The organism is Tessaracoccus zhenghani (assembly GCF_055326325.1).
In genome coordinates, this window is sequence record NZ_JBUZNQ010000001.1 from 498,150 (window position 1) to 512,814 (window position 14,665).

Annotated in this window: 12 protein-coding genes; 7 read left to right on the plus strand and 5 right to left on the minus strand. The window is 69.1% G+C overall.

Annotation, left to right across the window (positions count from 1 at the left end; genetic code table 11):
* The first annotated feature begins 26 nt into the window (after positions 1-26).
* From pstS to ACZK4S_RS02255, 5 genes are all read left to right on the plus strand, one after another.
* The gene (pstS, locus tag ACZK4S_RS02235) at positions 27-1,166 is read left to right on the plus strand and encodes a phosphate ABC transporter substrate-binding protein PstS (protein ID WP_076061926.1); all 1,140 of its coding nucleotides are present in this window, start codon (positions 27-29) and stop codon (positions 1,164-1,166) included.
* Between the two features lie 115 nt (positions 1,167-1,281).
* Entirely contained in the window at positions 1,282-2,271 is a 990-nt protein-coding gene (pstC, locus tag ACZK4S_RS02240; protein ID WP_076061924.1) for a phosphate ABC transporter permease subunit PstC, read from the plus strand.
* A complete protein-coding gene (gene pstA, locus ACZK4S_RS02245) occupies positions 2,271-3,362 on the plus strand; it encodes a phosphate ABC transporter permease PstA (protein WP_463643223.1) in 1,092 nt (363 codons plus the stop codon). The genes pstC and pstA overlap by 1 nt, the downstream gene beginning before the upstream one ends.
* Positions 3,363-3,378: 16 nt before the next feature.
* Positions 3,379-4,158 carry a phosphate ABC transporter ATP-binding protein PstB gene (pstB, locus tag ACZK4S_RS02250; protein ID WP_076061919.1) on the plus strand — a complete coding sequence of 260 codons (780 nt, stop codon included), beginning with the start codon at positions 3,379-3,381 and terminating at the stop codon, positions 4,156-4,158.
* Positions 4,159-4,583: 425 nt separating this feature from the next.
* Positions 4,584-5,519: a type IV toxin-antitoxin system AbiEi family antitoxin domain-containing protein gene (locus ACZK4S_RS02255; protein WP_143570968.1), complete on the plus strand. Its 936-nt coding sequence runs from the start codon at positions 4,584-4,586 to the stop codon at positions 5,517-5,519.
* 155 nt (positions 5,520-5,674) lie between these two features.
* Here ACZK4S_RS02255 and ACZK4S_RS02260 read toward each other — a convergent pair whose 3' ends face one another.
* Together ACZK4S_RS02260 and ACZK4S_RS02265 are read right to left on the minus strand one after the other, a co-directional pair.
* Entirely contained in the window at positions 5,675-6,916 is a 1,242-nt protein-coding gene (locus tag ACZK4S_RS02260; protein ID WP_463643224.1) for an MFS transporter, read from the minus strand.
* Positions 6,913-7,848: a ferredoxin family protein gene (locus tag ACZK4S_RS02265; protein WP_463643225.1), complete on the minus strand. Its 936-nt coding sequence runs from the start codon at positions 7,846-7,848 to the stop codon at positions 6,913-6,915. Before ACZK4S_RS02265 ends, ACZK4S_RS02260 begins: the two co-directional genes overlap by 4 nt.
* Positions 7,849-7,964: 116 nt before the next feature.
* Between ACZK4S_RS02265 and ACZK4S_RS02270 the strand changes: the two genes are divergently transcribed.
* Complete coding sequence (locus ACZK4S_RS02270; RefSeq protein WP_076062058.1) at positions 7,965-9,866, plus strand: heavy metal translocating P-type ATPase; 1,902 nt, start codon at positions 7,965-7,967, stop codon at positions 9,864-9,866.
* Here ACZK4S_RS02270 and ACZK4S_RS02275 read toward each other — a convergent pair.
* Both ACZK4S_RS02275 and ACZK4S_RS02280 read right to left on the minus strand, forming a co-directional pair.
* A complete protein-coding gene (locus ACZK4S_RS02275; RefSeq protein WP_463643226.1) occupies positions 9,797-11,014 on the minus strand; it encodes a glycoside hydrolase family 3 N-terminal domain-containing protein in 1,218 nt (405 codons plus the stop codon). The two genes, ACZK4S_RS02270 and ACZK4S_RS02275, sit on opposite strands and share 70 nt — an antisense overlap.
* Complete coding sequence (locus ACZK4S_RS02280; RefSeq protein WP_463643227.1) at positions 11,011-12,417, minus strand: mycothione reductase; 1,407 nt, start codon at positions 12,415-12,417, stop codon at positions 11,011-11,013. Before ACZK4S_RS02280 ends, ACZK4S_RS02275 begins: the two co-directional genes overlap by 4 nt.
* Before the next feature lie 33 nt (positions 12,418-12,450).
* On the opposite strand from ACZK4S_RS02280, the gene ACZK4S_RS02285 reads away from it, so the two are divergent.
* The gene (locus tag ACZK4S_RS02285; RefSeq protein ID WP_463643228.1) at positions 12,451-13,215 is read left to right on the plus strand and encodes an SDR family NAD(P)-dependent oxidoreductase; all 765 of its coding nucleotides are present in this window, start codon (positions 12,451-12,453) and stop codon (positions 13,213-13,215) included.
* Here the strand turns inward: ACZK4S_RS02285 and ACZK4S_RS02290 are convergent.
* On the minus strand, positions 13,212-14,663 hold the full coding sequence (locus ACZK4S_RS02290) for a GerMN domain-containing protein (protein WP_463643229.1): 1,452 nt from the start codon (positions 14,661-14,663) through the stop codon (positions 13,212-13,214). The genes ACZK4S_RS02285 and ACZK4S_RS02290 overlap by 4 nt on opposite strands.
* Between the last annotated feature and the right edge of the window lie 2 nt (positions 14,664-14,665).

Genomic DNA, 14,665 nt, shown 5'->3' on the forward strand with positions numbered 1-14,665 from the left:
ATTCCCGTCTCGGAAGGTATCCCGAAATGAAGATCCGCCTGACCGCCGCTGCCGGCCTCTCGGCCGCCCTCCTCCTGTCGGCCTGCGCCGCCAACGAGGGCACCACCAACGCTCCCGCGGAGAACACCACCGCCGCCAGCGCCTCCGAATCGGCTGGCACCGAAGAAACCGCCAGCACGGAAGCGGCCGCCCCCGCCTCGAACCTCGAGGGCACCCTCTCGGGCATCGGCGCCTCGGCGCAGGAAGTCGCCCAGCAAACCTGGATCGCCGGCTTCCAGACCGCTAACGAAGGCGTCACCATCAACTACTCCCCCGAGGGCTCCGGCGCCGGGCGCGAAGCCTTCATCGGCGGCGGCGCGGACTTCGCCGGCTCCGACCGGGCCTTCAAGCAGGAAGAGATCGACGAGAACACCTTCTCGCAGTGCGTCGACAAGCCGATCAACCTGCCCGTCTACATCTCCCCCATCGCCGTTGTCTTCAACGTCGAGGGTGTCACGGACCTGAACCTGGACGCCGGCACGCTGGCTGCCATCTTCAAGGGTGACATCACCAAGTGGAACGACGAGAAGATCGCCGCGCTGAACGAGGGCGTCGAACTCCCCGACCTCGACATCACCGCCGTGCACCGCTCCGACACCTCGGGCACCACCGAGAACTTCACGGACTACCTCGCCGCCGCTGCCCCCAGCGTGTGGGACGCCGAGAAGTCCGGTGACTGGCCGTACGAGGGTGGCGAGGCCGCCGCTCAGACCCAGGGCGTTGTCTCCGCCGTCTCCGGCGGTGTCGGCACCATCGGTTACGTCGATGCCTCGCAGGCCGGCGACTTCTCCACCGCCAAGCTCGGCAAGGACGGGTCGTTCCACGGCCCCACCACTGAGGCCGCCGCCGCCATCGTCGAGAACTCGCCGGTGGAAGATGGCCGCGCCGAGAACGACATGGCCATCAAGGTGGACCGCGAGGCCGAGGGCTACCCCATCGTGCTCGTGTCGTACCTGATCGCCTGCCAGGATTACCAGGACGACGCCAAGGCTGAGCTCGTGAAGGCCTACGCCACCTACATCGCTTCGGAAGCGGGCCAGTCGGCCTCCGCCGAGCGCGCCGGTTCCGCGCCGCTCTCCGCCGCGCTGTCCGATGAGGTCACCGCCTCGATCGACTCCATCCAGTGATCATCAGCCTCTGATCGATGCAAAGTCGCGTCGCCCGAAACGGGTGACGCGACTTTGCACGATCAGGGGCGTGTAATCTGCAAACCGCTACTCTCGTTTCGATTCAGGAGCGCCCATGTCGGCAACGGAAGCCCCCGAAGCCCCGCAGACAGACACCGGACCCGAGTCCGAGTCCCATTCGCTCACCCGCAGCAAGAAGCGTTTCGGCGATTCCTTCTTCCGGGGTCTGTCCACCGGATCGGGCGTCCTGATCCTCGTCATCCTGGCCGCCGTGGCTGCCTTCCTCGTGGGCCTGGCGCTGCCGGCACTCCTGGCAGACCCCGAGACGTTCCAGTTCGGGCGCGGTCAGAGCTTCTGGTCCTACGTCGCCCCGTACGCCTTCGGCACGATGTGGTCCGCCCTGCTGGCCATGGTGATGGCCGTCCCTGTCGCCGTCGGTATCGCGCTGTTCCTCACGCACTACGCGCCCAAGCGGGTGGCCTCGTCGTTCGGCTACATCATCGACCTGCTGGCCGCCGTGCCGTCCGTCGTCTTCGGCCTGTGGGGCATCGCGGTGCTGGCGCCGGCCATGCGCCCGCTGTTCCTCTGGCTCAACGAGAACGCCGGCTGGATCCCGCTGTTCAGCGGCCAGGTGTCCGGCACCGGCCGCACCATCTTCACCGCCTCCGTCGTGCTGGCCGTCATGATCCTGCCGATCATCACCGCCATCTCCCGGGAGGTGTTCCTGCAGACGCCGAAGCTCCATGAGGAGGCTTCGTTGGCGCTCGGAGCCACCCGCTGGGAGATGATCAAGCAGGCCGTGATCCCGTTCGGCATGCCGGGCATCGTGTCGGCCTGCATGCTCGGCCTCGGCCGTGCGCTCGGTGAGACGATGGCCGTCGCCATGGTGCTGTCCGGCTCGGGCATCATCAGCTTCAAGCTCCTCACCAGCCAGAACCCCAACACCATCGCGGCCAATATCGCGCAGTCCTTCCCCGAGGCGCACGACATCGGCCGCAACGAGCTCATCGCAACCGGCCTGGTGCTGTTCATCATCACCCTGATCGTCAACATGACCGCGCGGTGGATCATCAACCGCCGCAAGGAATTCTCGGGAGCCAACTGATGAGCACGACACAGACCGCACCGTCCCCGAAGACGAACGTGACGCCGAAGCCCACCCCCCTGACGCATGGCAGCCTCCCCCCGTACACGGGCGTCGCGGCGCTCGTCGTGTCCGTGGCCGTCGCCGCGGGCCTGTTGGCGCTCCTGAAGTCGGCCAACATCGCCAGTGTGGTCGCGGTGGCCGCCGTGCTGTTCCTGCTGGCGATGTTCGTGCTCTCCAGCGCCGTCGAGGGCGGCCGCCGGGCCAAGGACCGCCTCGCGAAGTACGTCGTGACGGGGTTCTTCCTGATCGCGCTGACCCCGCTGGTCTCCCTGGTCTGGGGCACGGTGGCCAACGGTCTGGCCCGCTTCGACGGCGTCTTCTTCTCCTGGTCGATGCGCAACATCCTCGGGGAGGGCGGCGGCGCCGTCCACGCCATCTGGGGCACGCTGATCGTGACTGGCATCGCCACGCTGATCTCGGTGCCCGTGGGCCTGATGACGGCGATCTTCCTCGTCGAATATGCCGGCAACGGCAAGCTCGGGGCGGCGATCCGATTCTTCGTCGACGTCATGACTGGCATTCCGTCCATCGTCGCGGGCCTGTTCGCCTACACGTTGTTCTCCATGGTCTTCGGCGCCGGCCACAAGTCCGGCATGTCGGGTGCCGTCGCGTTGTCGGTCCTCATGATCCCGACGGTGGTGCGTTCCACCGAGGAGATGTTGCGGATCGTCCCCAACGAACTGCGCGAAGCCTCCTACGCCCTGGGTGTGCCGAAGTGGCGCACCATCGTGAAGGTGGTCCTCCCCACCTCGATCGCGGGCATCGTCACCGGTGTCGTGCTGGCCATCGCCCGCGTCATCGGCGAGACCGCGCCGCTGCTGGTCACGGCCTCCATCACGTCGTCGATGAACCTCGACCCCTTCGACAACCCCATGGCCACCCTGCCGGTGTTCGTGTACAACCAGTACATGTACGCGCCCGGCATTGATACGGCGGCGTACCATGCACGTGCATGGGCCGGCGCGCTCACCCTCATTCTGATCGTTATGGGACTGAACGCCATCGGGCGATTCATCGCCTGGAAGTTCGCCCCCAAGGCCGGACGCTGAGTTAAGGAACCTGGAAATGTCCAAGCGTATTGAGATCAAAGACCTTGACATCTATTACGGCAAGTTCCATGCCGTGAAGTCGGTCAACATGACCATCGAGCCCCGCGCGGTCACCGCGTTCATCGGGTCGTCCGGCTGCGGCAAGTCCACCGTGTTGCGCTCGCTGAACCGCATGCACGAGGTCATCCCCGGCGCCTACGTCGACGGCCAGGTACTCCTCGACGGCGTAGACCTGTACGCCGCCAACGTGGACCCGGTGCGGGTGCGTCGCCAGGTGGGCATGGTGTTCCAGCGCCCCAACCCGTTCCCCACGATGTCGATCAAGGAGAACATCCTGGCCGGCGTTCGCCTGAACAACGCGCGCATCTCCCGCAAGGACGCCGACGAACTCGTCGAGAAGTCGCTGCGCGGCGCGAACCTGTGGAACGAGGTCAAGGATCGCCTGGAGCGTCCCGGCTCGAGCCTCTCCGGCGGCCAGCAGCAGCGTCTGTGCATCGCCCGCGCCATCGCCGTCGAGCCCGACGTGCTGCTGATGGACGAGCCCTGCTCCGCGCTCGACCCCATCTCGACCCTGGCCATCGAGGACCTGATCAAGGACCTCAAGGAGGACTACACGGTCGTCATCGTGACGCACAACATGCAGCAGGCTGCACGGGTGTCCGACCGGACGGCCTTCTTCAACCTGAAGGCCCACGGCCAGCCGGGTGAGCTCATCGAGATGGGCCCGACGGAGAAGATCTTCCACAACCCTGAGCAGAAGGCCACGGAGGACTACATCACCGGCCGCTTCGGCTGAGCCTGGGAACCACCGTGTGACGGCGTCGCCTCTGTGGCGGCGCCGTTTTCCGTCTGGGGTCGGCGTCGGTGCCGCCACATCTTGATTCGGGGTCGTCCAGCACCCCAGATCCAGATGCAGTTGCTTCCTGCCTTCGGCCAGGAGCGACGCCGCACACCCCAAATCTAGATTCGGGGTCGTCCAGCACCCCAGATCCAGATCCAGGTCCTCCGGGACCACCCGCAGGTCGCTCGCTATGGTTGCGCCATCACCCCCGGGGAGCCGACGACGGACACCACGGAGGTGCGCGGCGGTGTGCTGCAGTGTTGTCCGAGTGGGGCACGGTGTTGTCCAACGGGTGCCAGGTGTTGTCCCTCCGCCTCCTGGTGTTGTCCGTTGCGGCCCAGGCACAGACAACGAGCCACCTCGCATGCGAGCGTCGGCACATGTACCCGCGTCAGTCTCTGCCCATCAACCTGGTCTCCCTCGCCAGGCAACAGGCCGGCATGATCACCACGAGGCAAATGCTCGACGGTGGCCTCAGCCGTACTGTCATTCGTCGCTTGACCGGACCGTGGACCCGTCTCATGTACGGCTTGTACTGCACGGAGCAACCCACCTGGAAGTCGGCCGTCTGGGCCGGCCTCTTGGCTGGTGGGGCCTCCGCCTCCGTGGGCGGCGCAGCGGCGCTCTACCTGGACGAGATCCTCCGTGATCCCCCAGAGCTGGTCACCGTGTGGAGCACCGAAAGCCGGGCCAATCTCGCCTTGGGCGAGTGGTCGATCCTGCTCAGGCGCGGAGAACGCACCGCGATCGGAACCGTCCCCCGGACGCGTGTGGAGGAAAGCCTGCTGGATATGGCGGACCACGCTGCCCAGGATGACCTCACTGACGCCGTCGTCCGGAGTTTCACCAATGGGAGAACCACGGCCAGTCGTCTTCTCGAAGCCCTGACGGCTCGGGGTCGCAACGCGCACCGTCGGCACCTGCACGATCTTTGCCAGCATGCCGCCCGAGGCATCGAATCGGCCCTCGAATGGCACTTCAGTCGCTCGGTGATCGCGGCGCACGGGCTGCCGGAACCGATACTCCAGCCGAAGAGCGACCACGGTCGCTCAGATGGCCATTGGCCAGAGTTCAAACTTCGGTTCGAACTGGATGGTCGCCGCGACCATACAGACGCAAGTAGAGACTGGTACAGGGACAACGCCCACAAGATCCATAACGACGAAGACACGCTTCACTATGGCTGGAACTCGTCCACGAAGCAGGCGTGCCGCACGGCAGCGCAGCTCGAGGACGGTCTGCGGAAGCTGGGGTGGCCCGGGCGAGCCCGCCCCTGCAGGGCGGTGTGCGACCTGCATACGCTTCGCGCAGCCTGAACCCGTCGTCGGGGAGTCCCCGAATCTGGATCTGGTGCGGTCCGCGACCCCGAATCTTGATTCGGGGCCCATCGCCCACCGGAGCCATGTCGGACCGAATCTTGATGTGGGTCCGTCCGCGACCCCGAATCAAGATTTGGCTTCTCCCCCGTGCGTCAGTGCTTCGCCCCGGCAGCGGACGGCGCGACCCGGGCCCGGGAGCGACGCGCCACCCAGCCCATGCCGCCGGCCGGCAGGATCAGCACCGCGGCGACGAGGGCCAGTCCCCCATACCCCAGCCAGGCCAGGACGGGACCGCCGATGAGCGCGGCAGCCGCGCCGGCGTAGTTCATCAGGGCATCGGTGGCGCCCTGCAGGGGCACGCGCATGTCGCCGGAGTTGGTACGCGCCAGCAGCGCGGAGCCGGAGATCATCGTGAACGACCAGCCGACGCCCAACAGGACCAGCGCCACCGTGACCAGCGGGAACGACTTCGGGGCGACGAGGATGATCCCGGCCGTCGACGCCAGGAGCAGCAGGCCGACGGCAGCGGTGCGCATGGCGCCGAAGCGGTCGGCGAGCCAGCCGACGACGGGGCTCAGCGCGTACATCCCCATGATGTGGAGGCTGATCACCAGGCCGATGGCGGACAGCCCGTGCCCCTCGTGCCCGAGATGCACCGGGGTCATCGACATGACGCCCACCATCACGGCGTGCCCCACGACGATGAGCAGCACCGCGAACCGCGCCACGGGGTGCGTGGCGGCCCACCTCAGTGCCGCCACGGCGCCAGTCTTGGAGGCCGGGACCGCCTCTGTCGCCGTCAGCGCCGGCGCGGCGGAGGGCGGGTTGCCGCGGTAGAGGGCCACGATGGCCACCCCGGCCAGGGCGAAGCCGGCGACGCTGAACAGATAGGGACCCGCGAGTTCCGGTAGCCGGATGCCCGACCCGAGCGCCGCACCGGCGCCGCTCAGGTTCGGCCCCACCACCGAGCCGATCGTCGTCGCCCACAGCACGATGGACATCAAGGTGGCCCGACGGTCCGGGCTTGCCAGGTCTGCCGCCGCGTAGCGCGACTGCAGGTTGGTCGCCTGCGCAGCGCCGAACGCCACGAGGCCCGCGAGCACGAGCAACAGCCAGCCCAGCCAGGCACCCACCAGCACTACCACGGCGCCGACGGCCGCGATCACATAGCCCAGGGCCAGCGCCGGCCGACGGCCACGGCGCGCGGCCAGATTGGCCAACGGCACCGCCAGCAGCGCCGCGCCGAAGATGCTGACCGCCTGCCCGGTGCCGGCCAGGTGGTCGCCGCCCATCGAGGCCACCAGCAGGGCCCCGACCGCGATGCCGGAGGCCACCCCGATCCCCCCGAAAGTGTTGCTCAGCAGCAGAGCGGTGATCGAGCGACGGGAACTCATGCGGGGGAATGGGGGCCGACGCGCCAGTAGTAGAGCGGCTCGGCAGGCTTGCCGCAACTGGCGGGAGCCTCGCCGTCCGTCGTGACGCGCTGCACATCCACCGTGATCTCCCAGCCCCGCAGCCGCACGCGCACGCCGGGACCGCCGTCCAGCAGTTCGCTGGAGAGGTCGACGGCGGGGACGGGCGTGAGCGAGATGCCCGCCGTGTCCGGGTGGGGGGTCTCGTCGCGGCGTCCGAACTCCGCCAGCGCCCAGGCCTCAGCGGCCTGCTGCTCCGGCGGGAGGTGCGAGCGGCCCCGGTCCTTGCGGGCGCCGCCGGGCCACAGGGCATGCTCCTCAGCCGCACGGTAGGCGCTCACCGCTGCCACCGCGTTGAGCCGCCCGAGGACCTGGCCTGTGGGCAGCAGCAGCATGGTGGGGGCGAAGCGGTGCCCGCCCAGGTGGGAGGCCTCCCAGATGGATTCGGGACCCACCTCCCTGGTGAGCGCCGCCAGGATGGGACGGCCCGCCAATGCACAGCACTGGTCGCGCCGCGCATGGCTGCACACCAGCATGGCCGCGCCGCCGTCGCGTCCCCCGGGTACACCGTCACCACCCCAGGCCCGGATCAGTTCGAGGAGTTCGGTGGGGTCCGAGACCTCCGAGCGGCGCAGCCAGCCGCCGGCGTCGAATCCCCCGGACAGGAGGACGGCGAGGGGGTCCGTGCCGATCGTGCGGCGCTCCGGGTGCCGGATCAGGATGAAGCGGCCGCCCAGCTCTGCGATGGTGGCCTCCAGTTCCGCGCCCACCGCAGGATCCAGCAGGCGGGCTCCCGTCGCGGCGAGCGGGCCCCAGGGGCCGGGGATCTCCAGGCAGACATAGAAGTTGGCGCGCGCGGCGGTGCCCCAGGCGGGGAGGTCGGCGCGCGACCACTCCATTGAGCAACGCAGCATGGGGTCGAGACTACTCGTTCGATACCTGGACGCCGGGTGACGCCACGGACCGGTACCCCCCGTAGGTAAGCCTCACCTTGATTGAAGAAGCAGTTCGAATGGCGAAGACTGGGGTCATGGCTGGCTACATCAGGCGGTACCCCCTCGTAGCGGCCACCGTGACCGCCCTGGTCACGGTGCTCGCGCTCCACTTCGCCGGGCAGGGCGTCGCCGCCCAGTGGATCGGCACCGGCTACGTCATCTTCATCGTCGCCCTCACCGCCGTGGGCATGGCCAGGGACATCGCACGGGGGCACTACGGCCTCGACATCCTCGCCGTCGTCGCCATGGCAGCGGCCATCGGCGTGGGGGAATACATCGCGGCGATGATCGTGGTGCTGATGCTGACCGGCGGCGAGGCGCTGGAGGACTTCGCCGCGGCCCGGGCCACCCGCGACCTCGACGCGCTCCTCAAGCGCGCCCCCGTGACCGCCCACCGCCTGGCTTCCGAGGAACCGACCGCCGCCGTCACCGACATCCCGGTCGACGAAGTCCGCCCCGGCGACCTGCTGCTCGTCAAGCCCTCCCAGGTGGTGCCCGTCGACGGCGACCTCCTCACCGATGAGGCGACCTTCGACGAGTCATCGCTCACCGGCGAATCGCTGCCCGTCGCGAAGACCCTCGGCGACCCCGTCCTCTCGGGCTCGCTCAACACCCAGCGCGCGGTCCGCATCCGGGCCACCGCCGACGCGGCGTCGTCGCAGTACCAGCAGATCATCGCGCTCGTGCAGCAGGCGGAGGACGCCAAGGCCCCCACCGTGCGTCTCGCCGACCGCTACGCCATCCCCTTCACCCTCATCTCGCTGGTGCTGGCGGGCCTCGCCTGGTGGCTCTCCGGCGACCCCGTCCGCTTCGCCTCCGTCCTGGTCCTCGCCACCCCATGCCCCCTGCTCATCGCCGCACCCGTCGCCTTCATGGGCGGCATGAGCGCCTCCGCGCGCTCCGGCATCATCGTCAAGGGCGGCGCCACCCTCGAGGCCCTCGCCAGGGCGAAGTCGATCGCCTTCGACAAGACCGGCACCCTCTCACACGGCGAGCCCGAACTCGTCGACGTGATCACCGCCAACGGCACCTCGCCGGAGGAACTGCTGAGGCTGGCTGCGTCCGCGGAGCAGTACTCGTCGCACGTCCTCGCCAAGGGCGTGATCCGGGCCGCCCGGGAGCGTGGCCTGGCGCTCAGCAGCACCCACGACGCGGAGGAGATCGCCACCAACGGCGTGCGGGCGCGCATCGACGGCCGGCGCGTCGTCATCGGCAAACTCGCCTTCGTGCGCGCCGAGGACCCCGCCGCCCACTCCGTGCCGCTGGGCGCCGGCCAGACCTCCGTCGCGGTCGCCGTCGACGGCCGCTTCGCCGGCACCCTCCTGCTGGCGGACAGGCTCCGGGAGAACGCGGCCCAGACCGTCGAGCAATTGCGGGGTCTCGGTTTCGAGAAGATCGCGATGCTCACCGGTGACAACCAGGACACCGCCGGGACCCTCGCCGATCAGGCCGGGATCGGGCACGTGCACGCTGAACTACTGCCCGCAGAGAAGGTGGAGCGGATCCGCGCGATGCCAGGCCCCGTGATCATGGTGGGCGACGGCGTCAACGACGCCCCCGTGCTCGCCATGGCGGATGTCGGCATCGCCATGGGCGCCCGCGGCTCCACGGCCGCCAGCGAATCGGCGGACGCCGTCATCGTGCGCGACGACGTGCACCGGGTGGTGCGCGCCGTTGAGATCGGCCGGCACACCTATCGCGTGGCGCTGACCGCGATCTGGATCGGGATCGTCCTGTCGCTGGGCCTGATGGTCGTGGCCGCGTTCGGGTACATCCCGCCCGTGGCGGGGGCGCTCACGCAGGAGGTCGTGGATCTCGCGGCCATTCTCTACGCATTGCGCGCGCTGACGGGCGGTAAGCCCGACACTCAGGCGCAGTCCACCAGCCCGACGGCCGACTTGAGCCGCAGCACGCGGCTGGTGGAATCCAGCACCTGAGCCGCGAACGACTCGTCGTCGCCCGCCGCCTCCAGGGTGGCTGTCACCATGTCGCGCATGATCGACGGGTTGGCGTTGATCACGAGGTCACCGCCGGCGTCGAAGAACCGGACCGCGCGCTCCCCCGGCTTCACGGCCTTCACGGCGGCGGCGGCGCCGAGGTCGTCGGCGATCACCACACCGTCGAAGCCCAGTTCCCCGCGCAGCAGTTCCGTGATGACGGTCTGCGAGAACACGCCCTCGTTGTCCGGATCGATCTCCTGGAACACGGCCGACGACACCATGACCGAATCCACCCCCGCCTCGACGGCGGCACGGAACGGCTCGAGGTTCGGCGAATCCCGGGTTGTGTCGGTGTCCTGCGCGGCGCCGTGGTCCGTGTTCGTGGTGACCTCACCCAGGCCCGGGAAGTGCTTGACCGAGGTGGCGATCCCGGCTGACCGCATGCCTTCGATGAACCCCACCACCGAATCAGAGACAGCTTCAGGATCGGCACCGAAATCTCGCTTCAGCTTGCCGATGGGCTCGTTCGACGAGCGCTTGCCCTCGGGCACCACGTCCGCGACGGGGGCCAGGTCGTAGCGGACCCCTGCCGCATGGAGTTCCTCTGCCCAGCCGGCCGCTGCGTCGCGCAGTTCGGACGCGGGCAGGGCGCCCTGGTCGCGTGCCGACGGGATGGCGTCGAAGCCCGAGCCCTTCAGCCGCTGGACCGCGCCACCCTCCTGGTCCACCGCGACGAGGAGCGGTAGCTGCGCGGTGCCGAGGCTGCCGAGTTCCGCCGTCAGCTTCCGCAGCTGGCTGGTGCCCGCCGTGGTGTTGCCCAGCAGCACCACCGACCCGATGCGGGAATCCGAGATGGCCGAGCGCGTCGTCGGGTCAAGCCCGCCGGTGTCGACGCCGACCATGAACAGCTGGCCCACCTGCTGCTCCAGCGACAGCTCCTCCGCCAGCGCGCGGCACTCGTCGGCGGGCGCCGCCTCGGGCGCGATCAGTTCCTGTGTGGTTGTTCCGCCGTCCGCGACGGGGGCGGACTGCACCGACTCCAGGGCCGGCTCAGCCGTGCGGTACTGCGGCGGGATCAGCGGTTCTGTGGCGCAGCCGGTCAGCCCGAGCGCCGCCACCCCCGCCGCTGCCAGGATGCGCCTCACTTGTGCTGCTCCGCATGCCGCTGGGCGGAGAGCAGGCCGAGCAGCGCGTTCTCCACCACCTCCGGCAGCGCGGGGTGGATCCAGTACTGGCCGCGGGCCATCTCGTCGACCCGCAGGCCGAAGCTCATCGCCTGGATGAGGGGCTGGATGAGGGTGGGAGCCTGAGGGCCGATGATGTGGGCGCCGAGCAGCCGCAGGCTCCCCGGATCTGCGAGCAACTTGACGAAGTGCCCCTCGTCCTCGAGCGCCCAGCCGTAGGCCACGTCGCCGTAGCGCTGGCGGGCGGCGACATACGGGGTCCCCCAGTTCTTGAGCTGCTCCTCGGTGGCGCCGACGGCCGCCACCTGCGGGTCTGTGAAGACGGCGTAGGGGACGTAGCGGTGGTCCGTCTCGATGGGGCGCTCCGGGTGCAGGAGGTTGTGCTGCACCGTGCGCATCTCCGCGTTGGCCACGTGCTTGAGCAGGTAGTCCGACGAGACATCGCCCAACGCCCACACGCCCTCGGCGCTGGTGCGCTGCTGCGCGTCCACCCGGATCTGACCGAAGGCGCGCATCTCCACTCCCCCGGCGGCCGGGTCCAGGACATCGGAGTTGCGTTCCCGTCCGACGGCCATCAGCACCGCGTCGGCGTAGTACTCGTACTCGATGCCGTTGCGGTCCGTCGTGACGACGGTGACCCCGCCGTCGGCGCTGCGCTCGAAGGACGACAGCGCCTGGTTGAGGCGCAGCTGCACGCGCCGGCCCAGCTTGTGGGCGAACTGCTCCGAGATCTCGCGGTCCGCGCCGCGCAACAGCACCTCCGAGCGGTTGATCAGCGTGACCTTCGTGCCGAGCGAGGCGAACACGTGCGCGAACTCAGCCGCGATGAAGCCACCGCCGAGGATCACCAGACGCTTGGGGCGCTCGTCGACCCGCATGATGGTGTCTGAGGTGTAGAGGCTGCTGCGGATGTCGTCGATGCCCGGCACGTCCACCATGCGGGGCCGCGAACCCGTGGCCAGCACGATCCGGTCCGCGCTGATCTGGACATCCCCCACCTGGAGGGTGCGCTCGCCGATGAAGCGCGCCTCGTCACGGAAGACGGTCACGTTCGGCGATCGCATCCGCCAGTCGAGGCCGCCGGCGGAGATGGGGTCGATGCGGCCGAAGATGCGGTCGCGGATGGCCGCCCAGTCTGAACCCTTGTACTCCAGGTCCACCCCGAGGCGGGCGGCCTCATGAGGCGAGGCCGCCAGGTCTGCCGGCAGCACGAACATCTTGGTGGGGATGCAGCCGCGGTTGAGGCAGGTGCCGCCGAACGTCTCGTCCCGGTCGATGAGTGCGATGTTCCACTTGTCGAACCGTTCATCGATGAGGGAGTTTCCAGAGCCGGAACCGATGACCACGAGATCGAAATGCTGCATGGCGCCCATTGTTCCATGCGTAAGGTAAAGGCCATGAGCAACACGTGGTCTGTGGTTACCGGAGGATCGACAGGGCTGGGGGTGGCGTTCGCCGAACGCCTCGCCGCCGAGGGCAGCGATGTCTGGCTGGCGGCCCGCAGCGGGGACCAGATGCAGGCAGTCGCCCGCCGGTTGGAGTCCGAGTACGGCGTCGCCACCCGTATCTCGACGGTGGACCTGACCCACCGGGAGGCCCGCCGCGCGTTCGTCGAGGAGGTCCGGGCGGCCAAGGTGGGCCACCTGGTGAACAACGCCGGCTTCGCCCAGCTCGGACGCTTCGCTGCGTCAGATCCCGAGGGCACCACCGACATGTTGGAACTCAACGTCGTGGCGCTCACGGATCTCACCCACGCCGTGCTGCCCGGGATGCTGGAGCGGGGCCGGGGCGCCATCGTCAACGTCGCCTCCACCGCGGCGTTCCAGCCGACGCCGAACATGGGCTCCTACGCGGCGAGCAAGGCGTACGTCCTGAGCTTCAGCGTGGCGCTGTGGCGCGAACTCAAGCCCACCGGCGTGCGGGTCATCGCCAGCTGCCCCGGAGCCACGAAGACCGAGTTCTGGGCCAGGGGCGGCGACGACAACATGATGCGCAACCGCCGTACCCCCGAGCAGGTTGCGACGGTGACCTTCGCCGCGCTGCGGAAGCACCGCCCGTTCGTCGTGGACGGCACCATGAACCGCGTGATGGCCTTCGCCACCCGCCTGGTGCCGATGGACCTGCAGACGCAGGTCGCCAGCGTCATCACGGCCTCGCGTTAGGAGACCGTGACGGCCTTGTTCTCCTTGACCTCGACCTGCGGATCACCGTCGAGGACGCTCACGGTGATGTCGAGGCTGCCCTTCGGCAGCGAGGTGGTCACCGTCCACACCCGCCAGCCCTCGACGTTGACGCCGGCCGTGGTCTGGGCCGTGGTCTCGAGGATGACCTCGCCAGAGTCCTGATCCGTGATCCGGACGACGGGCACGCCCACTCCCTCCTTCACCGTGCCGATGATCGAGGCCTGCCCGGCGCTCAGCGTCGCCTGGTTGCGCGGAGAGCTGATCCACACCGCAGGCATCGGGGCCAGACCGGTGCGCCCGTACCCCTCAGGATCGTCGAAGCCCTCGGGCGGGGTGCCACCGTCGGAGCGGAAGACCACCTTCAGCCGCGGGTTGCCCACCAGCTCGGAGGCCGTGTAGATCACCTGGTCACGCGCGCGGGCGATGGCCACGGGTGACGTCAGGCCCTCATAGGCCTCCGCCGACAGGTCCACGACCAGCTCGTCGCCGTGGATCTCGGCGCTCAGCAGCTTCCCGGCACTCCAGACGGTGCGGTAGTCCGGGTCCATCGGCACGAGGCCCAGCAGCGAGTTGAGCGCCGCCCGCACCAGGTTCCCGGTGGAGGGCAGATCGCGCAGCTCCCGGTAGAGCCGCCAGTCGCTGGCCACGTAGTACAGCGGTGTGTTGCGCACCGTGGCGTTGATCGACCGCGACTCCACCGCCGTCGGTGTGACCACCGGTTCAGGGGCGGGTTCGACGGTGGTGCCGATGTCGTCGCGCATCAACGCGGCCAGCACGATCCCGACGAGGACGGCGAGCACCGTCAACACCACCACGGCACGCGGCCGGAACCTCGTGCCGCGGTCTTCGGAGATGTGCTCCAGTTCACCCTCGAGCATGTCCGCCTCCGGCACCGGGGTGACGCGGGCCGCGGAGCGCAGCGCGGCCGTCAACTCCTGGGAGAGTGACTCGATCACACCGGGCTGGCTGCCGAGCGTCGGCGCACCCGCCCTGGCACGCAGTTGTTCGAGCGCCCCCTCGAGCTTGACGTTCGCGCCGCGCACCGAGAGCCGCATGATGCCGGCCAGGTCCGGGCCGAACACCGAGAGGTAATGGCTGACGATGAGGAGCTCCGCGGTGCGCGGAGCCATGGCCGACACGGCGCGGAGGATCTCGTCCTGCCGGGGTTCATCCACCCGCGGCAGGTGCAGGGGCTGCAGCGCAGGCCGCGTGGCCCGCGCCAGGTGCACGACATGCTCCTGCACGAAGTAGACCCGCTCGAGGGGGTCGATCAGCCGGTTGGACCGGCGCTGCAGCGCCAGCAGTGCGCTGCGCACGATGGTGGCGGACTGGTCCTCGGCGCCGAGGAGGACGCAGAGCCGGTGCAGGGTCGGCCCTTCCTCCTCGTACAGCCTGGGCAGCCAGTCTGCCGCCTCGTCACCGGTCACGG

What these genes read in the sequence shown, in the direction of transcription:
- pstS (WP_076061926.1), top strand. Translation starts at nt 27, where the DNA reads ATGAAGATCCGCCTGACCGCCGCTGCCGGCCTCTCGGCCGCCCTCCTC.
- pstC (WP_076061924.1), top strand. Translation starts at nt 1,282, where the DNA reads ATGTCGGCAACGGAAGCCCCCGAAGCCCCGCAGACAGACACCGGACCC.
- pstA (WP_463643223.1), top strand. Translation starts at nt 2,271, where the DNA reads ATGAGCACGACACAGACCGCACCGTCCCCGAAGACGAACGTGACGCCG.
- pstB (WP_076061919.1), top strand. Translation starts at nt 3,379, where the DNA reads ATGTCCAAGCGTATTGAGATCAAAGACCTTGACATCTATTACGGCAAG.
- ACZK4S_RS02255 (WP_143570968.1), top strand. Translation starts at nt 4,584, where the DNA reads ATGTACCCGCGTCAGTCTCTGCCCATCAACCTGGTCTCCCTCGCCAGG.
- ACZK4S_RS02260 (WP_463643224.1), bottom strand. Translation starts at nt 6,916, where the DNA reads ATGAGTTCCCGTCGCTCGATCACCGCTCTGCTGCTGAGCAACACTTTC.
- ACZK4S_RS02265 (WP_463643225.1), bottom strand. Translation starts at nt 7,848, where the DNA reads ATGCTGCGTTGCTCAATGGAGTGGTCGCGCGCCGACCTCCCCGCCTGG.
- ACZK4S_RS02270 (WP_076062058.1), top strand. Translation starts at nt 7,965, where the DNA reads ATGGCTGGCTACATCAGGCGGTACCCCCTCGTAGCGGCCACCGTGACC.
- ACZK4S_RS02280 (WP_463643227.1), bottom strand. Translation starts at nt 12,417, where the DNA reads ATGCAGCATTTCGATCTCGTGGTCATCGGTTCCGGCTCTGGAAACTCC.
- ACZK4S_RS02285 (WP_463643228.1), top strand. Translation starts at nt 12,451, where the DNA reads ATGAGCAACACGTGGTCTGTGGTTACCGGAGGATCGACAGGGCTGGGG.